Raw genomic sequence first — 21342 nt, forward strand, 5'->3', positions numbered from 1 at the left:
TTGCGCGGGCAACTTATGGTTTTCTATATTCGAATTGACTTGAAAGAGTTTGGGCGCGCACTTAATGAACTGGGCCTTCAAAAATGAATTTTGAAAGCCAAGTTGTGGCGGTTACTCGACAATGCGATTGCGCGATTCATTCTTTTAAGATACTTGATTCGATGACGTCGTTTTAATTACTTCCAATAGCTTAATTGTAAAAAAAGCAATTTTCCCAACATCTAATTATCGGATCTGCGCACATTTTTCAAAATATCTGCAAGCTGCAAATCCGCTTGAGTTGTAACTTCCTCGCGCCAAGCTGATGGCGAGTCCGCCAGCTGATCTTTGAGAGCAAGGGAAAGTTCGACCAATGTGTCCCTTAATTGGGCAAGAGCCTCCGCTATTGAGTTAAGTTCTATCCTCGCATCTGTATGTCTCATTTGTTTAACTCCTTCAGACATTTGTGGTCGGCAATTGTGGGATTCTATTGGGCATATGTAGCCTTACCGTCAGGCCTCAAGTGCTGAAGTATTTTTGATTGCGGGCAGAAACCCCTGGATGCTCACGAAGACAAGTCCAGCTGGTTTGTCTGACTAAGGAAAGTTCACTCAACTGATTGCAGGAATATATAGATTCAGGAAGAGAGAAGCCAGCATAAAGAATGTACCTTCGCTGCTAAGCAATGTGGACACTGTCTCCAAGCTGTCCAGGCATCATGGTTCGGAAAATTCCGATCATTGACGGAAATTTCTGTCTTCGATACAGCCCATTCCGATGGTGGTTTACGCGGGCCTCCTGCACTATTCGGGCATGCAATCATTTACCGCCGTTTCCATAGAGAGCTGCCCTTCCACACGGTGGTTCATCCGCATGGCCCTGGAGTTCAGCGGCTTTTCTGTCGCCGAAGCGTGCGAAGGCCCAGCCGGGCTGGAGCTTGTGTATTCCCTGTGTCCCGATCTGGTGTTGGTGGGATGTGGCATCACCGGAATTCAGGCCATTGAACTTTGCAAATTGATTCGCCTGGACTTTCAGCTTAACAAGACTGTGGTGGTCATGCTTTCCGACCGCGGGGACGACCTGGAAGTACAGGAAGGGCTCAAGGCTGGCGCCAGTGCCTATCTGGTCAAGCCATTCAGCCCCGTGCGCTTAATTTCGCTTGCACATCAACTGGTTCATAGCCCGTTTTCGGTTACCTCAAGCAACCCATCGTGAGTTCCAGCAACGCCCAACTTTCTTCCAACAAGACTTTATGCAAACACCATCAACCACATCACCCGACTCTTCTGCTGCACGACCATCGCTGCGCGGCGGACGGAGTGCACAGTCCAATGAAGGACCAAGCGTCCCGAGCGAGTGGCTCAGCTTCAAGCTGGGCGACGAGGAATACGGTATCGACATCCTTAGCGTGCAGGAAATCCGTTCATTTGAAAAGCCCACCCGCATGACCAACATGCCAGCCTTTGTGCTGGGGGTGCTGAATCTGCGTGGCGTGATCGTGCCGGTGCTCGATATGCGGGTGAAGTTCAATCTGGAGCGGGTGGAGTACGGTGAGCTCACCGTGTGCATAGTGCTGAGCATCGGGCACAGGACCGTGGGCATGGTGGTGGACGGTGTGTCGGACGTGGTGACGCTTACCCCGGAGCAGATGCGCCCAGTACCGGAGTTCTCGTCTGGTGTCGGCAGTGAACACCTGTTGTCGATAGGGACACTGTCAAAACGCTTGCTTATGTTGATCGACATAGACAAGCTCATGAGCAGCCAAGAGATGGGGCTGGTTTCAGCAAACGTTGGATCGATAGACACAAGGAGACAATGATCATGAATAATTTAACTGTACGAGCCAAGCTCACCTTGACATTTGGTGGCCTGGGCGCCTTGGTGCTGCTGATCGCCGGCATGGCCATCATCACACTGGGAGACGCCAAGGAGCGCTTTGACAACTACGTCAACGGCATCGGCGCGCGGGCCAACACGGCACACCTTGTGCGGGAAGCAATAGACCTGCGTGCGGTTGCCGCACGCAATCTGGTATTGGTAACCAAGCCCGAAGACCTCGCGGTAGAAAAAGAAGTGGTCACCAAGGCGCACGCCGATGTGGGAACCAATATGACCAAGCTCAAGAAGTTGGCCGAAGCCCCAGGCGTCTCCGAGGAGGCGCGCCGGTTGATTGGGGAGATCGACAAGATCGAGCAGTCCTACGCGCCGGTGGCCCTGTCCATTGTCGACATGGCGCTGCAAGGCAAGAAGGACGAGGCCATTGCCAAAATGAACACCGAATGCCGCCCGCTCCTGGCCAAGCTGGTCAAGGTCTCGGATGAGTATTCCAGCTACACGGCCGATCACGCGGTCAAATTGGTGCAAGCGGCCGCGCAGGACTATGCGGCCCAGCGCAACTACCTGATCCTGGCATGTTGTGTGGCGCTGATAGGTTCCGGGGTGGCCAGCGTGCTGATCATTCGCAGTCTGACACGTGCCTTGGGGGGGGAGCCTGACGTGCTGTGCGAGGTGGTGGGCAAGGTGGCCGACGGCAATCTGACCAGCCAACTGCAGGTGCGTAGTGGCGACACCGTCAGTGTGATGGCTGCGGTGGCCCGCATGCAGACCGCGCTGACCCACGTGGTGGCAACGGTTCGCTCCGGCTCCGAAGGCGTTTCCAGCGCCAGTGCCGAGATTGCCTCGGGCAACAACGACCTCTCCGCCCGCACCGAGCAGCAAGCCAGCGCGCTGGAGGAAACTGCTGCATCCATGGAGGAGCTTGGCTCGACGGTCAGGCAAAACGCCGACAACGCGCGCCAGGCCAACCAGTTGGCGCAAAACGCCTCGACCGTAGCTGTCCAAGGTGGTGAGGTGGTGGCTCAGGTGGTGGACACCATGAAGGGCATCAACGACAGTTCCAAGAAGATCAGCGACATCATCAGCGTGATCGACGGCATTGCCTTTCAAACCAACATCCTGGCGCTCAACGCGGCGGTGGAAGCTGCGCGCGCAGGTGACCAGGGTCGCGGCTTTGCGGTGGTTGCCAGCGAAGTGCGCTCATTGGCCGGGCGCTCAGCCGAAGCGGCCAAGGAAATCAAGATGCTGATCAATGCCAGCGTGGAACGGGTGGAGCAGGGCACGATTCTGGTGGATCAGGCTGGTGAGACCATGACGGAAGTGGTGAGCTCCATCCGCCGGGTGACCGACATCATGGGGGAGATCAGCGCGGCCAGTGCAGAGCAGGCTGCGGGCGTCGGCCAGGTGGGCGAGGCGGTGACGGAGCTGGACCAGGCAACGCAGCAGAACGCCGCATTGGTGGAAGAGATGGCTGCGGCGGCGTCGAGCCTGAAGGGTCAGGCGCAGGACCTGGTGCAGGCAGTCAGCGTGTTCCAACTGGCCGGCCAAAGCGAGCAACACTTCCGGACTGCTGCAGTGCAGCGGGCGCCCGTGCGACGCGTGGAACATGCACGCGCAGTTGGCGCCAAGCAGCCGGCAGCCGTCACAGCCAGCCACGCGCCACGGATCGCAGCTCAGGCCAAGAAAAAGGTCGTGGCCACAGCCGAAGCCGAAGGTGACTGGTCTAGCTTTTAAGAGTTGCACATGTAAGGCTAAACGTAGAAAGTAGCTCGCGATATGAACATTTGACTAAAGTTGATGAAAACATAAGAAGGCATTCACTACTTCTTTTGATGACTTTAACGGAAAAGTGATAAATGAATTGAATTCCATCAATTTTGATTCATGTCAACTCTGGGTTGCTGGTGGCAACCGCATACTGATAAATATGAATAAGAACTTGTTGTTGGTGCTTGAACATGATTTCCCTGATAAATCGCCTTAGCATAAGAAAACAGATTTGGGCAATTGCGGTGCTGCTAATAGGCGGTATCGTCGCCGACGGACTATTTGATGCCCACAATCTGCGCGATGAAATGTGGCGCGAAAAAGAGAAGGAAACCCGGCAATTTGTTGAAAGTGGCTTCAGTGTGTTGAGCCACTTTCATGATTTGCAGCTACGCGGAGAACTTAGCGAATCACAAGCGCAACGTGCTGCTGTCGAAACCATCCGAGCCATGCGGTATGGTGGCGCAGAATACTTTTGGCTTACGGATCTGCGCCTTCCTTTCCCAACAATGGTTATGCATCCAACGATGCCCGAGCTAAATGGAAGGGTGTTGGAGGCAACTGAGTTCAACAGTGCATCAGCGACGCGACTTGAGACTGCGGGCGCCTTCACTGAATTCACAGAAAGAAAGAACTTGTTTGCCGTTTCTGTCGATCTGGTGAATCAACACGGAAGCGGTTACGTCACCTATGACTGGCCAAAGCCAAAAAATGACGCGGGAGTCAGCGAAGCACGCTACCCCAAGCTATCTTATGTGCAGAAGTTTGAGCCATGGGGGTGGTTGATCGGATCAGGTGTCTACGTAGACGAAGTAGATGAGGCCGTATGGGCTCAAGTGGAACACACACTTATATTCGCTGCAGGGGGCGGGACATTGCTTCTAATTCTTGCGAGCTTAATGACCAACAGCATTACTCGCCCATTGCAGCGTACCGTAAAGGCGATGCGTCAGTTCGGCCTAGAGGGCGGGAAGAATGTGCAACGCATACAGATGGATGCTCACGGGGAACTTGCAGAGTTGGCAAATGGGTTCAACGAAATGCTGAGGCAAATAGTAGAGCGGGATGCTGTGTTGGAGCAGTATCGAAATTCGCTCGAAGCCGAAGTGACTAGTCGAACCGCGAAATTGCGCGAAAGCAACCTGTACCTCGCAAGAGAGCTGGCCGAACACCACAGAGCGGAACAGCTAATTCAGGAGAGTCGCATTCGAATGCGTACGCTGATTGATGCCGCAGACGAATCCGTTCTATTGCTGGATCCAGAGGGTACAGTCCTAACCATCAATGCATTGGGAGCAAGGCGTGTAGGTCAAACACCAGAAGACATAACTGGAAAAGACTTCTTTAGTTTCATGCCGAAGGACGTTGCCGACAGACGAAGGGCCTTGGTGCATCAGGTTATCAGCACCGGGCTGCCTATCACTGCACAAGATAGTAGAGGTGAACTGTTCTTTAGCAACAGTCTCTATCCAGTCAAGGACGCACATGGAAAAACGGAATGTGTCGCTGTCTACTCCAAAGATGTGACGGAGCAGCACAAAGCAAAAGAAGTAGACGCGATTTTTAGAAAGATCGACTCTATTCTGTTGAAATTGCGCACAAACGTTGAGTCCATATCGCAGATATTTTGTGATGACATTCTTCCCATATTTAGTATTCGGGCGGCCTGGATCGGTCGTGCAGAAAAGGATGGCCAAATCGTTGTGGTGGCCAGGACTGATGCAGAAGAAAGCGGCATGCTGCGATCCTTCCCTCAGGAAATGATGCGCTGGAAAGATGCCCCAACTTGCTGCCCTTCCATTGCCAATGTAATTCGAAGCGGGCAATGGGAAATCTTGAAGTCCGACGATCCTCAGTGCCAACTCTGCTGTGCACATCTGCCAACCGAAGAGCCTCACTCCATCATCCTCATGCCACTTACCTTGCGCGGTACGGTCTGGGGTGTGCTCACCCTGTATGGCAGTGACGCACTTCAATTTGAGAGAGACCAACTACCCCAGCGTATGGAGGCTATCGCAACGCGCTTGGGATTTGCATTGGAATCTGCAATGCAACAAGAGTGGCTTACGTTGCTGGATACTGCGTTGGCTGGAGTTGGCAATGCAGTCTTCATTGCCGATACAAAGCCTAACATTGTGTGGGTCAATCGTGCTTTCACGCAACTTTCAGGTTTTTCGAAAGAGGAAATATTTGGTAAGAACCCAAGAGTATTGGGAACCAAATATCAAGATGCCGCCTTCTACCAACAATTTTGGAAAGCCATTAATGCAGGAGAGATATGGCATGGCGATATCACGAACACACGTCCTGATGGATCTCAATATACGGTAAGTCAGACGGTGACTCCATTGCAAGATTCAGAGGGTCGAGTTAGTCACTATGTTTCCATTCTCGAAGATATCACCCAACGACGCGCAGAAGAAGAGCGCATTAAGCATTCAGCCAACTTTGACCTGCTCACAGACCTTCCCAACCGGAGCTTGTTCTTAGACCGTTTGGGACAAGCATTAGCGCTCAACAGACGGGAAGGTAAGCCTGGGGCTCTGATGTTTCTGGATCTAGATCATTTTAAAGAAGTGAACGATGAACTCGGACATGCGGCCGGTGACAGCCTACTGATTGAAGTTTCCAACCGACTACGCGGACAAGTACGAGAGACCGACACGGTCGCGCGATTAGGCGGAGATGAGTTTACGGTGATATTGCCCAATCTACGCGACGAAAAGGACGCCATTCGTGTGGCGAACAACATTATTGCGGCGCTTGGTAAGCCATTTGAACTCGGTGTCAAACTGGCACATATTGGCGTCAGTATCGGAATTGCCTTTTTCCCCGATGACGGAAATACGGTTGAACGTGTTCTTAGCGCAGCTGATGAAGCCATGTATCTTTCAAAAGGTGCTGGGCGCAACTGTTTTACCCTTGCCAAGGGTTCCGATGTATCACAAAGTAATTTGAACGAAGGGTGAAAAACTCAGATGAGTGTGTATCCGACGTCCGGCTGAAAAACTTCACCTGCGAGATCACCCAGACAGTGACTATGGAAGAAACGCATGCGATCAAGCCCAAGTGCGCAAAAGAAGTACTATTTGGATGCCAGCGCGTAAATCCAGTGACAAATTGTTTTGCAATGAGCTTTCTATTTCAGGTTCCAGCGAAATTGAACGAACTTTCAAAGAAAATAGAGATTTGAACGAACTTGACAAGCCGGCTACTTACGCCAATTTTGCCTTCCAGTTATCGGCCATTCGCAAGTGACTGCAGATGGTCGACTCCTGAATGAGAGGCACCAAATCGACCTTACCCAAAGCTGCCGTTCAAATCAGATTGCCAGATTGCTGACCTTGGCGAGTAGCGCCAGTGTGCCCATTGCGGAAGTCCGAGGCCAAGATTGCACTAGCCGCAAACCGTATTCGCTTGATATTGAAATCTGTCGAACGATCTTACGACGTTGGTGCTGCCAGTTTGGATGACGTGCATTCAGCGAGAAGGAATGTTGCCAAGACAAATTTCGATATTTCCACAGCGAATCTTGAAATTGCGTGGGCAATAGTTGCCTCGGCTAGAACTCTTGGTGGGCCAATAGCTGATTAACGTTTGAAATATGCTCATTAGAGCTTCGGAATGCGACCCGGCGCAGTAACGTCGCAACTGTCTGAACATAGTGACAGGAGAGGGACTGTATGGAACAGCCAAACTCTGCCCAATGGCATAAATTCATGCCGCTATTAAATGGAAGAATGCGGCCTGGAAACGTTGTACTTACCAAGGCAGCGTGGCGAATCGTTCCACCAAAAAATCCAGCAAGGCGCGCACGGCGGGTGACAGGTGTTTGCGCGAGGGATACAGCGCGTAGATCGCCATGTCGGGCAGCTTCCAATCGGGTAGCACCACTTGCAAGCTGCCATCTCGCAAATACATGTTTGCCTGATAAGTTGGCTGCAACGCAATGCCTCCGCCGGTGCGTGCGGCCCAGAGCAAAGCCGTTGCCTCATTGGCGCTGAAGTGGCTGGCCACCCGGACTTCGCTGGTCTCTGCACCACGCCGAAGCTTCCACACGCTTTTGCCAAAATTGGCGTAACTCAAGCAGCGGTGCGTGGCCAGGTCGGCAGGCGTCTGGGGCACGCCATGCTGTGCCAGGTAGGCAGGTGATGCCACCAGTACCGAGTGGCATGGCGCCAGCACGCGGCCAATGAGAGATGGGTCCGGCTCTGCACTGATGCGAATGGCCAAGTCAATGCGCGACTCGATCAGGTTGAGCGCGCCCTCGCTGGCGTTGAGATCCATCTTGAGTTGGGGGTGTTGTTTCAAGAAATCCACCACGGCGGCTGCCATCTGCGAATAGGCAAACGACATGCTGCAGGTGATGCGCAACTGCCCGCGCAGGGTGTCTCCGTGGTTGCTGCTTTCTTCTTCCACGTTTTCCATCAGTGCCAGCATTTGCTGGCTGCGTCGCAAGCAGTTTTCGCCCGCGTCAGTGAGGGTCACGCTGCGCGTGGTGCGCTGCAAAAGGCGCGCGCCAAGCCACTGCTCCAGTTCGGCTACATAGCGCGTGACCATGGCACGCGACATGTCCAGTTTGTCGGCCGTGGCACTGAAGCTGCCGTTGTTGGCTACTTCTACAAACACCTGCATGGCAGTCAATCGGTCCATATTTGCTCTATTAATGAAACAGTAATGGCCGGATTATGGGATTTATCTGTGCGCCCATTGAAACTAAAGTCCAAACCAACGCTGCAAAGCGTCCCCGCCAATCCATCTGACCCATCCACAGGAGTTCACCATGATCCGTACCACCGTAGTCGCCGCATCTTTGGCCATTGCCTTCACATCCGCTCTGGCCGAACAACCCTTGACCGTCAAGGTCTACAACGCCGCAGGCAGCAGCTTCAACGTCAATTCCACGCTGGTGACTGGCGAAAAAGATGCCATAGTGATTGACGCTGGCTTCACCCGCGCCGACGCCCTGCGCATCGCCGCCAATGTGCTCGACAGCGGCAAGCAACTCACCACCATCTACGTGAGCCAGGCCGATCCCGACTACTACTTCGGCGTCGAAACCCTGAAGGAAGTATTCCCGCAAGCGGACGTGGTGACCACCACCGCCGTGCTGGAGAAGCTTAAGCCCAAGGTGGCAGGCAAGGTGGCCTTCTGGGGCCCGAAGATGGGCGCCAATGCACCACATACGCCTGTGCTGCCACGCGCGCTCGTTGGCAACACCCTGACGTTGGAAGGTCAGACGATTGAAATCCGTGGCACCCAAGGTTTACTGGCACACCGCCCCTATGCATGGATTCCTTCGATTAAGGCCGTCGTGGGCAATATTGGCGTGTTTGGCAACATGCATGTCTGGACGGCTGACACCCAAACTGCAGCAGAGCGCGCGGCATGGGTTGCACAACTCGATGAGATGGCAGCGTTGCAACCCTCTCTGGTGGTGCCCGGCCACATGAAAGCCGGTACCACGCTGGACGCCAGCGCCATTGCATTCACCAAAGACTATTTGCAGACCTTCGAGAAAAATCTGGCCACCAGCAAAACCAGCGCCGAACTGATCAGCGCCACGCAGCGGTCGTACCCGCAGGTAAGCGACGGTGCCATGTCTCTGGACATTGGCGCAAAGGTCAACACTGGCGAGATGAAGTGGTAAGGAGATAACACCATGGGCACCACCATTACCTATCTCTTCGATCCCTTGTGCGGTTGGTGTTATGGCGCATCACCCGCAGTGCAGCGACTCGCAAAGCAAACCCATATCCGCCTGGAACTGGCGCCCACGGGCCTCTTTGCAGGCGGTGGGCGAGTGATGGACGCCGCCTTTGCGGACTTCGCCTGGTCCAATGACCTGCGCATTCAGAAGCTCACCGGTCAACCCTTCAGCGAAGAATACCGCACCCAGGTGCTGGGACAGCGTGGCAGCCGCTTTGACTCCAGCGCCTCCACGCTGGCTCTGACTGCGGTGGCCATCACGGCCCCGGAGCATGAATTGGCAACGCTGAAGGCACTACAAGAAGCGCGTTATGTGCAGGGGCTGAACACCAGTGCCATGGCTGTCGTGGAAAAGCTGCTGCGTGGCATCGGTCAAGACGCCGCGGCGGACCTCATGGTTGCAGGTAACCCAACCTTATTGGCAGCCAACAACGCACGCCTGCGGAAAGCGCAAACCTTGATGCGGGAACTCGGAGCGCAGGGTGTTCCCACTGCGTTGGTCAGTGATGACAAAGGCGTCAGATTACTGCCTGGCAACTTGCTTTACGGAGCCTTTGACAATCTGCTCACCCACATCGCTGCGGCCTGATGCACAGTAGCATGTGCGCACCACCGATTCCACCCCACAGCAAGGAGCGCCATGGATACCCTTCAACAAGTCTTGCTGCACATGCGCGAAGAACGCTGGACCCAAGCGCACGATTTGGTGCAGCGCGACGATTCGTTGCTGGGCGCATGGTTGCACGGCATCTTGCATATCCAGGAGGGTGACCTGGAAGATGCCGAATACTGGTACGACAAGGCGGGCCGACATTTCCGCAGCCGCGGAACACTGGAGGAAGAGTTAGAGCGCTTAAGTGCTGCGATCAAACTCGCGGGGAGATAGCGGTCAGTCGCGGTTGACTGCAGTTGGTCGTGAAGAGCTGATCACTTCTCAAGTGGACTTTACAGAATGCAGCCACTCACTGCCGATACGATTCAACTGTCTTCTGGACCACAACATCCGTCTGGCTGGATGTCTGTGTTGCTCTACAGGGATTCGCCAAACCCGAATCGAAAGCGGCTTATTTGCTATCTGTCTCCGAAGGCGCCGGAGAGTTAGTGCCCTTCACTTTGCGAACCACTTTTTTTAATGCACGGTCGGTTGCCGCAGCTCCTCGCTCAACTCCATTGGCAACTGCATGTGCACCACGCTCAACCCCATGAACGGCCGCCGTCGCTCCGTGCTTAATTGCCTTCTTGACCTTCACAACCTTAGACGGTGGAGATTCCACTGCGGGCGCCGTAGTCTCTTCTGCAATGGCCGAGACGCCGAAGCATATAGTCAAGCTTAAGAGCACAATTTTGATTTGTATTGGGTTTTTCATTTGAAGAATTATGTGCTTGTTCATCACTCACTGCTTCACTCCATACTGCATCAGTATTTCAGCCCCGGGTGACATAGCTCAGGGGTGACGATCTAGGTGTAGAGCACTGTTAACGAAATCAAATGCTAACGGGGGGTGTTCTAAGAGGGCCTCGTTTGCGAATACTATTTGGTGCGGTAGGTGTCTGTCACCATCACGTTCTGTTACAAGATACTGGTATTGTGCCGCGGCCATAGGAATGTCGTTCTTTCCCCGGTGAAGCTGCTTGTATGCAGCCAACGTGTGTTGCTAAAAAGGCCTAGCTCCGACCGCCTGCTCATCATTCGCGTCAATGAAGGAATACGCCATTTCTTGAGGACGGAGCATGCCCATGTTTGTGAACCGCATGCGCTCTTCACAGCGGTGAACTGCCGGTCTCGGGCAGCACCGTCAATCCATCTCTCGAGCACTTTGAGTTTGGTCACTGGAAGGATTTGCTGTGGAGAAGGCTGGCTTAGGACATTCCATCCTGCGCAATGAACTGTTCACGTGCTGTGACTTAAGTAGTTGGGTACGTAATTGCGTCGAGAGGTCAAAGATGTCGTTCAAGCCGTGCGAATGATGTGGTCTCCTGTTCAGGCAAGTGCCGCAGGTTTCAGACCAATCCCGCTGCTCTCCGTCCTCTGGCCTGAAAGCGCTCCGATGGCGGTGAAATCTTCACAAATAGGAAGTTGATCCGGACGATCGAGACAACATGCGATGATGGAATGCCTTCGAGTAATCTTTGACTAAGATGGCCGGTACTCAATGAACAAAAGATTGCATTCGTTAAACGCTGTGGTCGACAACACCTTGAAGCTCAGTCACGAATCTCCAGTGCCCGGTTGATGCTCAATGCCGCCAAAGTGCCAAGTGCACCCGTCAAAAGATAGACCCCCACGTAAGCCAAGCCAAAGTGTGCAGACAGCCCCAGCACCACCAACGGCGCGAACCCAGCGCCAGCTAGCCATGCAAGGTCGGACGTCAGGGCAGCACCGGTATAGCGGTACTTGGTCGCAAAATTGGCGGCGACAGCGCCCGACGCCTGGCCATAGGACAGTCCTAGCAGCGCAAATCCCAGCAGAATGAACAGGCGCTGGCCATTCCAGCCATCGGCCAGTAAATTGGGCGCCAACAGGCTGAACAGCGCAATCAGCAGTGCCAAAGCACCCAGCGTGCGGCGCCGGCCGAAGCGGTCGGAAATCAGGCCCGAGGCCACAATGCCCACGATGGCGAGAACCGCACCCACCATCTGAGTCGCCAAAATATCGTCGGCCGATTGCAAGGAATAGAGGGTGATCCACGACAGGGGGAAAACGGTGACCAGATGGAACAGCGCATAGCTGGCCAGCGCTGCCAAGGCACCGATGACCACGTTGCGACCTTGTGTGCGCACCACTTCCACAACCCCGGCGGGCTCCAGCTCATGCGCGTCCAGCAACCGGGCGTACTCCGGAGTGGATACCAGGCGCAAGCGGGCAAACAAGGCAACCACGTTGATGGCAAAGGCTACATAGAAGGGATAGCGCCAGCCCCAGTCTGTGAAGTCCACCGCGTTGATTTCAGCAAGCAGGTAGGAAAACAGCCCGGCAGCCAGAATGAAGCCGACGGGTGCGCCCAGTTGGCCCAGCATGGCGTACCAGCCGCGCTTGTGCGGTGGCGCATTCAATGCCAGCAGCGAGGGTAGGCCATCCCATGATCCGCCCAACGCAATGCCCTGGCCGATGCGAAACAGTGCCAGCAGCATGACTGAGAGCGAACCCCATTCCGCAAAGGTAGGCAAAAAGGCAATGCCTGCCGTAGACGCGCCCATTAGAAAGAGGGCGGCAGTCAGCTTGCTTTCCCGGCCAAACCGGCGCTGCAGCGCCATGAAGGTCACGGTGCCCAGGGGTCGCGCCACAAACGCCAGCGCAAACAGCATGAAGGCATGCAGCATGCCATCCAGCCGAGTCTCCATCGGGAAAAACACGGATGGAAAAACTAGTACTGAGGCTATTCCATAGACAAAAAAATCAAAATATTCCGATGTTCTGCCGATGATCACGCCTATTGCGATTTCGCTTGGTGCAATGTGCGGTGCCTGTGGGGCAACGTCAGTGTGCGTGCTTTCATTGAAATGGGTGTTCGCGGTAGCAGTCATCATGGTTTGTCTCCGTTCTTTTGACCCAGGTTGGTTCTTCACCGTACCGAGCCAGCTCTACTTTTGACCTAGGACAATATGTCCAATCGCCAAATGGTCTAGCTGCGGCTAGATTAGCCGCTTTCACCCTCGGTGCCCCCCTAGGTTTTCCCCATGACTTATCTCAAGCGTCTATACGGACCGCTTTTTCTATTGTTCTGTGCTGGTTTGGCCGGTTGCAACACGGTTGTGATGAATCCTTCGGGTGACATCGCGTCCCAGCAGGCCCACCTGATTGTTGTATCCACGCTACTGATGCTGTTGATCATCGTGCCGGTGATCGTTCTGACCCTGCTGTTTGCCTGGCGCTACCGCCAAAGCAACAAGAACGCAACCTACACACCCGAATGGGATCACTCCACCTCCCTGGAGCTGGTGATCTGGGGTGCTCCGCTGTTGATCATCATTGCACTGGGGCTGCTGACCTGGATTAGCACCCACACCCTGGACCCCTACCGCCCCCTGCAGCGCCTGGACGCCGAGCGGCCCATTTCGCCCGGCACCTCGGTGCTGACGGTGGAAGTGGTGGCGCTGGACTGGAAGTGGCTGTTCATCTACCCCGAGCTGGGCATTGCCAGCGTGAACGAGCTGGTGGCTCCGGTGGATGTGCCCATCCGCTTCAAGATAACGGCGTCCACGGTGATGAACTCTTTCTACATTCCCGCCCTGGCGGGGCAGATCTATGCCATGCCCGGCATGGAGACCAAGCTGCACGCCGTGATCAACAAGCCGGGGGTGTACGACGGCTTCTCTGCCAACTACAGCGGTGCGGGCTTCTCGGGCATGCACTTCAAGTTCCAGGGTATGGCTGCTGCGGACTTTGAGCAGTGGGTCCAGCAGACCCGCTCGGGATCCGCAACGCTGGGCCGTGAAGACTACCTGCGGCTGCAGCAGCCCAGCATCAATGCGCCGGTGCAGCACTTTGCCAAGGTGGCGCCCAAGCTGTTCGACACCGTGGTGGACCGCTGTGTGGAGCCCGGCAAGATGTGCATGAGCCAGATGATGGCCGTGGACGCCCGTGGCGGTATGGGCGTGAACACGTTTGATGTGGGCAACACCCAGCCCTTGCTTTCGCCCGGCAGGCGTTATGTGCTGGCCGAGGCCTGCACCCCCAAGGACAGCCTGGCCTTCAATGGCCCCAGCGATAACGCATCCCCCAACGGCACCCGTAACTGAACCATGTCTGCACAATTCGACTTAACCAACAACCTGCTGGGCCGCCTGAGCCTGGAGGCCATTCCGTACCACGAGCCGATTCTGGTCGGCACGTTCATTTTTGCCGCGCTGGGCGGACTTGGCGTATTTGCAGCGGTGACCTACTTCAAGCTCTGGGGCACCTTCTGGCGCAACTGGGTGACCAGCATCGACCACAAGCGCATCGGTGTGATGTACATCGTGATGGCCATCATCATGCTGCTGCGCGGCTTTGCCGACGCGCTGATGATGCGCGGCCAACAGGCCCTCTCCTTTGGTGACAACGCAGGCTTTCTGCCACCCCACCATTACGACCAGGTGTTTACCGCACACGGCGTGATCATGATCTTCTTCGTGGCCATGCCCTTGGTCACCGGCTTCATGAACTACGTGGTGCCGCTGCAGATTGGCGCCCGCGACGTGGCTTTCCCGTTCCTGAACAACTTCAGCTTCTGGATGACCGCCAGCGGTGCTGTGCTGGTGATGCTGTCGCTGTTTGTGGGTGAGTTTGCACGCACCGGCTGGCTGGCTTATCCACCCTTGTCGGGTATCCTGCAGAGCCCGGATGTGGGGGTGGACTACTACATCTGGTCCTTGCAAATTGCCGGGGTGGGGACGACGCTGTCGGGCATCAACCTGATTGCCACCATCCTCAAGATGCGCGCGCCGGGCATGACCATGATGAAAATGCCCGTGTTCACTTGGACGTCCCTGTGCACCAACGTGCTGATCGTTGCGGCCTTCCCGGTGCTGACCGCCGTGCTGGTGCTGCTGTCGCTGGACCGTTACGTTGGCACCAACTTCTTCACGAACGACCTGGGCGGCAACGCCATGATGTACGTGAACCTGATCTGGATCTGGGGCCACCCCGAGGTCTACATCCTGGTGCTGCCGGTGTTCGGCATCTTTTCTGAAGTGGTTTCCACCTTCAGCCGCAAGCGCCTGTTTGGCTATGCCTCCATGGTCTACGCCACGGTGGTGATCACCATCCTGTCGTACCTGGTGTGGCTGCACCACTTCTTCACCATGGGTTCGGGTGCGAGCGTGAATTCGTTCTTCGGCATCACCACCATGATCATCTCCATCCCCACCGGGGCCAAGATTTTCAACTGGCTGTTCACCATGTACCGTGGCCGCATCCAGTTTGAGGTGCCCATGCTGTGGACCATCGGCTTCATGATCACCTTCGTGATCGGCGGCATGACCGGCGTGCTGCTGGCTGTGCCTCCCGCCGACTTTGTCCTGCACAACAGCCTGTTCCTGATTGCCCACTTCCACAACGTGATCATTGGCGGCGTGGTGTTTGGCGCATTTGCCGGCATCAACTACTGGTACCCCAAGGTGTTTGGCTACAAGCTGGATTCCTTCTGGGGCAAGTGCTCGTTCTGGTTCTGGTTCGTGGGCTTCTACTTTGCCTTCATGCCCCTGTATGTGCTGGGCCTGATGGGCGTGACGCGCCGCCTGAGCCACTTTGAAGACCCGTCCCTGCAGATCTGGTTCCAGGTGGCCGCGTTCGGCGCGGTGCTGATTGCCTTGGGCATTGGCTGCTTCCTGATCCAGCTGGTAGTGAGCTTCCTGCGCCGTGAGCAACTGCGCGACCTGACTGGCGACCCGTGGGGTGGGCGCACGTTGGAGTGGTCCACTTCTTCGCCCCCACCTGACTACAACTTTGCCTTTACCCCCATCGTGTACGACAACGATGCCTGGTACGACATGAAGCAGCGCGGCCACCAGCGCCCCACCAGCGGCTTCAAGCCCATCCACATGCCCAAGAACACGGCGGCTGGCGTGGTGATTGCAGGCTTGTGCACGGTCCTTGGTTTTGCCGTGATCTGGCAAATGTGGCTGATCGCCATCGTGTCGTTTGCCGCAGTGGTGGTGAGCTCCATCGTGCATACCTTCAACTACCAGCGCGACTTCCACATTCCTGCCGACCAGGTAACCCGTACCGAAGACGCGCGTACCCAGGCCCTCGCGGCTCTGGTGTGAACGGCGCAGGAGAACGACCCCCATGACCGCATCCACTACCCTCCACCCCGCCGGCGCCACGCCGCGTTTCTACGACGATGGCAGCCACCATCCGCAGCAAGGCACCTTGCTGGGCTTCTGGCTCTATCTGATGAGCGACTGTCTGCTGTTCGCCGTGCTGTTTGCGGCCTATGCCGTGCTGGGTCGCAGCTATGCCGCCGGCCCGTCTGGTGCCGACCTGTTTGACCTGCCCGTGGTGGCCACCAACACCGCGCTGTTGCTGTTCTCATCCATTACCTACGGCATGACCATGATTGCCATGCAGCATGGCAAGAAGCAACATGTGCTGATCTGGCTGGCCATTACCGGCCTGTTCGGCCTGGGCTTTCTGACGCTGGAGCTCAATGAGTTTGCGCACCTGATTCACGAAGGTGCGGGCCCGCAGCGCAGCGCCTTCCTGTCGTCTTTCTTCACGCTGGTGGGTACCCACGGTTTGCACGTCACCTTCGGCACGATCTGGCTGGTGACGCTGATGGTGCAAGTCGGCAAGGGCGGCCTCACTGCCGCCAACAAGCGCCGCCTGACCTGCCTGTCCATGTTCTGGCACTTTCTGGATGTGGTCTGGATCGGCGTGTTTACTTTTGTCTATCTGATGGGAACCCTGCCATGAGCCAACATTCTCACGACGAACACCACGATGACGGGCATCACGAAGACGACGGCTACCACGCCACGGTCAAGGGCTATGTCCAGGGCTTCCTGCTGTCGGTGGTCCTGACGGCTATTCCCTTCTGGCTGGTCATGGCCAAGGTACTGCCCACACCGGGCATCACGGCCGCGGTGATTTTGTTCCTGGCGGCAGTGCAGATCGTGGTGCATATGGTGTATTTCCTGCACATGAACGCCAAGGTGGAAGGCGGCTGGTCTCTGCTGGCGCTGATCTTTACCGGTGCGGTGCTGGCCATCATGCTCTCGGGTTCGATCTGGGTGATGTACCACCTCAACACCAACATGATGCCCACTCCGCATTCGATGCAAGAACTGCCCTGAGGCATGACGCTGTCGCCGTGATACCGCCCAAGCGCCCGCGCCGTTCCGTTTGGAAACGGGTGCTGCTGTGCTTCGCCGCAGTCTTGGTCATGGGGCTGCTGGCGCTGGGCACTTGGCAACTGCAGCGACGCACCTGGAAGCTCGCGCTCATGGAGCGCGTCGCCCAGCGGGTTCAGGCCGCTGCGGTGCCCGCACCCGGGCTGGCACTGTGGCCGCACATCGATGCGGCCGGTTATGAGTACCTGCATGTGAGCGCCCAAGGAGTCTGGGAGGCAGACAAGTCCTCCTGGGTGCAAGCCGCAACCGGACTCGGCAGCGGCTACTGGCTGATCGTGCCCTTGCGCGGGGAAGATGGAAACCGTGTACTGGTCAACCGTGGCTTCGTCCCGCCCGAGGCCCGCAGCGTGATGGAGCGCCAACTGGCGCAGACACCGCAACCAGCGGAGCCGATGCGCATCAGCGGCTTGCTGCGCCTGAGTGAGCCGGGCGGGGGCTTTTTGCGACACAACGATGCAGCGGCCAAGCGCTGGTATTCGCGGGACGTGCAAGCCATTGCCGCCGCCTATGCACTCCCGGGCGTGGCTCCCTACTTCATAGATGCCGATGCCGAGCCCGACACGCCGACGATTCCCGGAGCAAAGCCCCAGTGGCCCGCAGGTGGAATGACGGTGCTGGTCTTTCACAACAACCATCTGGTCTATGCTCTGACCTGGTACAGCCTGGCGGCGTTGTTGGCATGGGCCACCTGGTGGGTGGCGCGTGATGCGCGTCGAGGGCGTCATCCAGAGGAATTGCCCGACGTGAACCAGGACGAGTCGCATGCAGATGGCCGCTGAGCGCGAGCGCACAGCAGGCATACCTTTGCCGCAATGGGATGCAGCGGGGCACAAGAACATGCATCAGCTGATCCAGTTGCGCTGGATCGCCATTGCCGGGCAGATCATCACCATTGCCGTGGTGACCTTGGGGTTTGGCGTTGCACTGCCTTTGCCGACCATGGTGCAGACGCTGGCCGTGCTGATTGCCTTCAACATTGGCAGCCACCTGCGCTGGCAAGAGATACCCCAGGTAGCCGACCGCGAACTGTTCATCGCACTGCTGGTCGATGTGGCCGTGTTGACGGTGCAGCTCTACCTCAGCGGCGGCACCACCAACCCGTTTGCATCACTCTACCTTCTGCAAGTGATTCTGGGAGCCATGCTGCTCAAGGCGCGCTGGACCTGGATGCTGGTCGCTATCACCACCCTGTGCTTTGCCGCCCTGGCGGTGCTGTCGCAGCCATTGCGTCTGCCACTGGACCATGACCTGGGTTTGAGCAGTCACTACGTGCAGGGCATGATGTTGTGCTTCGTGCTGAACGCCACACTGCTGGTGGTCTCCATCACCCGCATCAACCGCAATGTGCGCGAGCGTGACAAGTACCTGGCCCAGTTGCGGCAAAGCGCTGCAGAGCACGATCACATTGTGCGCCTGGGCCTGCTGGCTTCGGGTGCCGCACATGAGCTGGGTACGCCCCTGGCCACGCTGGATGTCATCCTGGGTGATTGGCAATACATGCCCGAGTTGCAAGGCAACGCTGAATTGCGCAACGAGATGGTGGAGATGCAAGCGCAGGTGCGCCGCTGCAAGCGGATCGTGAGCGACATCCTGCAGTCGGCAGGTGAACCGCGCGGCGAGTCTTCGGCCAAGACCACGGTGGCTGACTTTCTGAACCACATTGTCACGGACTGGCGCAACAGCCGCGCAGTGGCAGCTTTTGACTACACGCTGCGGGGTGACGTTGAACTCGCCATCGTGGGTGACTCGACCATTCAGCAAATGATTTGCAATGTGTTGGATAACGCACTGGAGGCCTCGCCGCTGTGGTTTGCCATGGAAGCCGAGTGCGTTGATGGGCAGTTGACCATAACCGTCACAGACCACGGGCCGGGTTTCCCGCCGCAGATGCTGGCGCAGTTGGGCAGACCGTACCAGTCCAGCAAGGGGCGCCCCGGCAGCGGGCTGGGGTTGTATTTGTCGGTCAATGTGGCCAGAACGTTGGGCGGTAGCCTGACGGCCCAAAACCGTGCAGAAGGTGGTGCCTCAGTGCAGGTGAGCTTGCCTTTGTTGCCTCTTACAATCGCGCCCCATGCAAGCCCCTAGCAACGAACGCCAACTGCTCATCGTCGAAGACGATGCGGCCTTTGCACGCGCGCTGGGCCGATCCTTCGGGCGGCGCGGCTATACCGTGCTGAGTGCAACCAGTCTGGACGAAGTCCATGCACTGCTGTTGGAGCACAAGCCGGGTTATGCGGTGGTAGACCTCAAGCTCAATGGCGCGGCTTCGGGCCTGGCGTGTGTGCAAGCCTTGCATCGCCACTACGCAAACATGCAGATCGTGGTGCTGACCGGATTCGCCAGCATTGCCACTGCCGTCGAAGCAATCAAACTGGGTGCCTGCCACTATCTGGCCAAACCCTCCAATACCGACGACATAGAAGCCGCGTTCGTGAGCAAGGAAGGCAGCGTGGGCGTGGAACTCACCCAACGCTCCACCTCCATCAAAACCCTGGAGTGGGAGCGTATCCATGAGGTGCTGGCCGAAACGGGATTCAATATTTCCGAGACCGCACGGCGCCTGGGAATGCACCGCAGGACCTTGGCGAGAAAGTTGGAAAAACATAGGGTTACCTAGGGACGCTCGCTGATTCGGCCGGCGTTCCGCGCAATTGCCGATTTCCAGTACAGGTGCGATTGCAACACTTAAGCAGTCGTGCGTGAACTTCTACAACTGGTCGACGCCTGAGATAGAGGCGCGTGATCTACGGACAACAAAGCCGACGTTGAAGTCAGCCTTTGAGGCTGCAGTTAATGGTAGGGGCCTCCAAAGTGCCCACTGCCACCTTGGCATACTTCAAATTCATCGCATCGATGCATCCGTTCGCCATACAGTGGTAGCGTGTTGACCGCCGGGACTTATGGTCAATTAGTGATCGTCAATATTGATAGACTGTGTCAACGGTCACGAATCATCTGCGCACGGGAAAATGTAGTGATCCAAGGTCCGTGCGGCAAAGTGCTTTGAAGTATTCAACTGGCTGACCTGTCTCGTTGTAAGCGCATGACTCGACTTCAATCAGGGGCGTTCCGATGGCAACCTGGAGCAACTTGGCGGCCTCTGGTGTTGCTGCTGTTGCTTCAATCCAGCGGTCAGCGCTCTTGAAGTGCAAGCCATACTGTCGTCGAAGGATGTCATACAGTGAACGTGTCTGCAAGGGCAGTTGAGCGAGTCCAGGGACCAGTCTTTCGGGAATTGAGATGGTTACAAACATACGAGGTATGTTTTCTGCGCTGAGCACGCGCGCGATTTCAACGACTCTGGAGTCTGTGCTTCCGTCTGTTGGAAGGCGGAGCATCTCTTGAACGCGAGGCCCAGGAATCTTGCTTTGCTGTACCAAGATTCGCCGCATGACCGTTCTGTGTTTGCCCAGCCATTCATCAGAGAAGCCCATGGCGGAGGATACAAAAACCTCTTGACTCTCCCTTCGGCCAGCGACGAAGGCACCCTTTCCCTGACGCTTGTAGATCACGTGCTCATAAACCAGCTGATTCATGGCCTCTCTGACAACCGTACGAGAGACGCCAAAGCGTGTACACAATTCGCTTTCGGAGGGTAGCGGCGCATCCGCCTGAAGCTGCTGCGTGCTGATCAAGTCGAGAATTGAATTCTTGACTTGAAGCCATAACAAGTCCCGGCTGGCACGAGGAACTGCTTGCTCAAGCGGGGTGCCGGCTGAATGGGTCTCAGATTGAAATGGTGAATTTTTCATGTGAATGAACTAGACATCTGCCGTGCTGAACTTTAACCCGTACTGATTGGTAAGCAGATAAACGCAGTTGGATACTTCTTCACTTATTCGCGCTTCGTCCCACAACATCTCTTTCGCCATCAGGTCGGCCAGTTGGTTCAAAGTCCTCAGTGTGCAGTTTCCTTCAAAGGCCAGCTTCGAGTGCCTCGATAGACAAGTCGGCCATCTTGTTGCTTTTGGAGTGCACATAGATGGCGTGGACGTTGGGGTCGTCCAGGATTTCCTGCTTGGTGCGTGCCTCAATACCCATGGCCTCGCAGAATGGCTTGAGCAGAGGACTGTCGTCGTAGGCTGCCAGCACGCGGGCGTTGGGCAGGCGTTGCACAGCGCGCACGCGGCCCGACGTATGAGGGTGGGTAATTCCCAGACATGCCACGCCCAAAGTGGCTTGGTCTCCAATTGGCTTGCTCATGATGTTGTCTCCTTA

20 protein-coding genes are annotated in these 21342 nt (G+C 56.3%); 14 read left to right on the forward strand and 6 right to left on the reverse strand.

The genetic code is table 11. The annotated features are described in order from the left end of the window. Positions 1 to 221 precede the first annotated feature (221 nt). Entirely contained in the window at positions 222 to 443 is a 222-nt protein-coding gene (locus tag AAGF34_RS08425) for a hypothetical protein (protein ID WP_342620169.1), read from the reverse strand. A gap of 349 nt (positions 444 to 792) precedes the next feature. Between AAGF34_RS08425 and AAGF34_RS08430 the strand changes: the two genes are divergently transcribed. The 4 genes from AAGF34_RS08430 to AAGF34_RS08445 all read left to right on the forward strand — a co-directional run bounded on the left by AAGF34_RS08430 (position 793) and on the right by AAGF34_RS08445 (position 6551). Further along, complete coding sequence (locus tag AAGF34_RS08430) at positions 793 to 1194, forward strand: response regulator (protein ID WP_342620170.1); 402 nt, start codon at positions 793 to 795, stop codon at positions 1192 to 1194. A gap of 37 nt (positions 1195 to 1231) precedes the next feature. Then, entirely contained in the window at positions 1232 to 1798 is a 567-nt protein-coding gene (locus AAGF34_RS08435) for a chemotaxis protein CheW (protein ID WP_342620171.1), read from the forward strand. Positions 1799 to 1800: 2 nt separating this feature from the next. Further along, complete coding sequence (locus AAGF34_RS08440; RefSeq protein WP_342620172.1) at positions 1801 to 3549, forward strand: methyl-accepting chemotaxis protein; 1749 nt, start codon at positions 1801 to 1803, stop codon at positions 3547 to 3549. A gap of 224 nt (positions 3550 to 3773) precedes the next feature. Continuing rightward, the gene (locus AAGF34_RS08445) at positions 3774 to 6551 is read left to right on the forward strand and encodes a diguanylate cyclase (RefSeq protein ID WP_342620173.1); all 2778 of its coding nucleotides are present in this window, start codon (positions 3774 to 3776) and stop codon (positions 6549 to 6551) included. 793 nt (positions 6552 to 7344) lie between these two features. Here AAGF34_RS08445 and AAGF34_RS08450 read toward each other — a convergent pair. Continuing rightward, positions 7345 to 8235 carry a LysR family transcriptional regulator gene (locus AAGF34_RS08450; RefSeq protein ID WP_342620174.1) on the reverse strand — a complete coding sequence of 297 codons (891 nt, stop codon included), beginning with the start codon at positions 8233 to 8235 and terminating at the stop codon, positions 7345 to 7347. Positions 8236 to 8365: 130 nt separating this feature from the next. On the opposite strand from AAGF34_RS08450, the gene AAGF34_RS08455 reads away from it, so the two are divergent. From AAGF34_RS08455 to AAGF34_RS08465, 3 genes are read left to right on the forward strand one after another with little or no spacing between them, the layout of a single operon-like run. Further along, positions 8366 to 9232: an MBL fold metallo-hydrolase gene (locus AAGF34_RS08455; RefSeq protein WP_342620175.1), complete on the forward strand. Its 867-nt coding sequence runs from the start codon at positions 8366 to 8368 to the stop codon at positions 9230 to 9232. A 12-nt stretch (positions 9233 to 9244) separates the two neighbouring features. Beyond that, on the forward strand, positions 9245 to 9880 hold the full coding sequence (locus AAGF34_RS08460; protein WP_342620176.1) for a DsbA family protein: 636 nt from the start codon (positions 9245 to 9247) through the stop codon (positions 9878 to 9880). Between the two features lie 51 nt (positions 9881 to 9931). Beyond that, positions 9932 to 10177 carry a hypothetical protein gene (locus tag AAGF34_RS08465; RefSeq protein WP_342620177.1) on the forward strand — a complete coding sequence of 82 codons (246 nt, stop codon included), beginning with the start codon at positions 9932 to 9934 and terminating at the stop codon, positions 10175 to 10177. A gap of 178 nt (positions 10178 to 10355) precedes the next feature. Here the strand turns inward: AAGF34_RS08465 and AAGF34_RS08470 are convergent, their stop codons facing one another. After that, positions 10356 to 10682: a hypothetical protein gene (locus AAGF34_RS08470; RefSeq protein WP_342620178.1), complete on the reverse strand. Its 327-nt coding sequence runs from the start codon at positions 10680 to 10682 to the stop codon at positions 10356 to 10358. 814 nt (positions 10683 to 11496) lie between these two features. Then, a complete protein-coding gene (locus tag AAGF34_RS08475; protein ID WP_342620179.1) occupies positions 11497 to 12819 on the reverse strand; it encodes an MFS transporter in 1323 nt (440 codons plus the stop codon). A gap of 150 nt (positions 12820 to 12969) precedes the next feature. Here AAGF34_RS08475 and cyoA point away from each other — a divergent pair, with 150 nt between their 5' ends. From cyoA to AAGF34_RS08510, 7 genes are read left to right on the forward strand one after another with little or no spacing between them, the layout of a single operon-like run. Further along, the gene (cyoA, locus tag AAGF34_RS08480; protein WP_342620180.1) at positions 12970 to 14031 is read left to right on the forward strand and encodes a ubiquinol oxidase subunit II; all 1062 of its coding nucleotides are present in this window, start codon (positions 12970 to 12972) and stop codon (positions 14029 to 14031) included. Positions 14032 to 14034: 3 nt separating this feature from the next. Then, a complete protein-coding gene (gene cyoB, locus AAGF34_RS08485) occupies positions 14035 to 16038 on the forward strand; it encodes a cytochrome o ubiquinol oxidase subunit I (protein WP_342620181.1) in 2004 nt (667 codons plus the stop codon). 22 nt (positions 16039 to 16060) lie between these two features. After that, positions 16061 to 16687: a cytochrome o ubiquinol oxidase subunit III gene (cyoC, locus tag AAGF34_RS08490; RefSeq protein WP_342620182.1), complete on the forward strand. Its 627-nt coding sequence runs from the start codon at positions 16061 to 16063 to the stop codon at positions 16685 to 16687. Further along, the gene (gene cyoD, locus AAGF34_RS08495; protein WP_342620183.1) at positions 16684 to 17067 is read left to right on the forward strand and encodes a cytochrome o ubiquinol oxidase subunit IV; all 384 of its coding nucleotides are present in this window, start codon (positions 16684 to 16686) and stop codon (positions 17065 to 17067) included. The genes cyoC and cyoD overlap by 4 nt, the downstream gene beginning before the upstream one ends. Before the next feature lie 17 nt (positions 17068 to 17084). Continuing rightward, complete coding sequence (locus AAGF34_RS08500) at positions 17085 to 17903, forward strand: SURF1 family protein (RefSeq protein ID WP_342620184.1); 819 nt, start codon at positions 17085 to 17087, stop codon at positions 17901 to 17903. Beyond that, positions 17887 to 19209, forward strand: a complete 1323-nt coding sequence (locus tag AAGF34_RS08505) for an ATP-binding protein (protein ID WP_342620185.1) — start codon at positions 17887 to 17889, stop codon at positions 19207 to 19209. Before AAGF34_RS08500 ends, AAGF34_RS08505 begins: the two co-directional genes overlap by 17 nt. Next, positions 19196 to 19741, forward strand: coding sequence for a response regulator transcription factor (locus AAGF34_RS08510; RefSeq protein WP_342620186.1), 546 nt, complete (start codon positions 19196 to 19198; stop codon positions 19739 to 19741). The genes AAGF34_RS08505 and AAGF34_RS08510 overlap by 14 nt, the downstream gene beginning before the upstream one ends. Before the next feature lie 334 nt (positions 19742 to 20075). Here AAGF34_RS08510 and AAGF34_RS08515 read toward each other — a convergent pair whose 3' ends face one another. Continuing rightward, positions 20076 to 20876 (reverse strand): GntR family transcriptional regulator, encoded by an 801-nt coding sequence (locus tag AAGF34_RS08515; RefSeq protein WP_342620187.1) that lies wholly within the window; start codon positions 20874 to 20876, stop codon positions 20076 to 20078. A 163-nt stretch (positions 20877 to 21039) separates the two neighbouring features. Beyond that, positions 21040 to 21327: a hypothetical protein gene (locus AAGF34_RS08520; protein ID WP_342620188.1), complete on the reverse strand. Its 288-nt coding sequence runs from the start codon at positions 21325 to 21327 to the stop codon at positions 21040 to 21042. Positions 21328 to 21342 lie beyond the last annotated feature (15 nt).

This window comes from Rhodoferax sp. GW822-FHT02A01, from assembly GCF_038784515.1.
GTDB lineage: Bacteria > Pseudomonadota > Gammaproteobacteria > Burkholderiales > Burkholderiaceae_C > Allorhodoferax.

What these genes read in the sequence shown, in the direction of transcription:
- AAGF34_RS08475 (WP_342620179.1), bottom strand. Translation starts at nt 12,819, where the DNA reads ATGATGACTGCTACCGCGAACACCCATTTCAATGAAAGCACGCACACT.
- AAGF34_RS08435 (WP_342620171.1), top strand. Translation starts at nt 1,232, where the DNA reads ATGCAAACACCATCAACCACATCACCCGACTCTTCTGCTGCACGACCA.
- AAGF34_RS08450 (WP_342620174.1), bottom strand. Translation starts at nt 8,235, where the DNA reads ATGGACCGATTGACTGCCATGCAGGTGTTTGTAGAAGTAGCCAACAAC.
- AAGF34_RS08520 (WP_342620188.1), bottom strand. Translation starts at nt 21,327, where the DNA reads ATGAGCAAGCCAATTGGAGACCAAGCCACTTTGGGCGTGGCATGTCTG.
- AAGF34_RS08470 (WP_342620178.1), bottom strand. Translation starts at nt 10,682, where the DNA reads ATGAACAAGCACATAATTCTTCAAATGAAAAACCCAATACAAATCAAA.
- cyoB (WP_342620181.1), top strand. Translation starts at nt 14,035, where the DNA reads ATGTCTGCACAATTCGACTTAACCAACAACCTGCTGGGCCGCCTGAGC.
- AAGF34_RS08460 (WP_342620176.1), top strand. Translation starts at nt 9,245, where the DNA reads ATGGGCACCACCATTACCTATCTCTTCGATCCCTTGTGCGGTTGGTGT.
- AAGF34_RS08430 (WP_342620170.1), top strand. Translation starts at nt 793, where the DNA reads ATGCAATCATTTACCGCCGTTTCCATAGAGAGCTGCCCTTCCACACGG.
- cyoC (WP_342620182.1), top strand. Translation starts at nt 16,061, where the DNA reads ATGACCGCATCCACTACCCTCCACCCCGCCGGCGCCACGCCGCGTTTC.
- AAGF34_RS08505 (WP_342620185.1), top strand. Translation starts at nt 17,887, where the DNA reads ATGCAGATGGCCGCTGAGCGCGAGCGCACAGCAGGCATACCTTTGCCG.
- AAGF34_RS08510 (WP_342620186.1), top strand. Translation starts at nt 19,196, where the DNA reads ATGCAAGCCCCTAGCAACGAACGCCAACTGCTCATCGTCGAAGACGAT.
- AAGF34_RS08515 (WP_342620187.1), bottom strand. Translation starts at nt 20,876, where the DNA reads ATGAAAAATTCACCATTTCAATCTGAGACCCATTCAGCCGGCACCCCG.
- cyoA (WP_342620180.1), top strand. Translation starts at nt 12,970, where the DNA reads ATGACTTATCTCAAGCGTCTATACGGACCGCTTTTTCTATTGTTCTGT.
- AAGF34_RS08440 (WP_342620172.1), top strand. Translation starts at nt 1,801, where the DNA reads ATGAATAATTTAACTGTACGAGCCAAGCTCACCTTGACATTTGGTGGC.
- cyoD (WP_342620183.1), top strand. Translation starts at nt 16,684, where the DNA reads ATGAGCCAACATTCTCACGACGAACACCACGATGACGGGCATCACGAA.
- AAGF34_RS08425 (WP_342620169.1), bottom strand. Translation starts at nt 443, where the DNA reads ATGTCTGAAGGAGTTAAACAAATGAGACATACAGATGCGAGGATAGAA.
- AAGF34_RS08455 (WP_342620175.1), top strand. Translation starts at nt 8,366, where the DNA reads ATGATCCGTACCACCGTAGTCGCCGCATCTTTGGCCATTGCCTTCACA.
- AAGF34_RS08445 (WP_342620173.1), top strand. Translation starts at nt 3,774, where the DNA reads ATGATTTCCCTGATAAATCGCCTTAGCATAAGAAAACAGATTTGGGCA.
- AAGF34_RS08465 (WP_342620177.1), top strand. Translation starts at nt 9,932, where the DNA reads ATGGATACCCTTCAACAAGTCTTGCTGCACATGCGCGAAGAACGCTGG.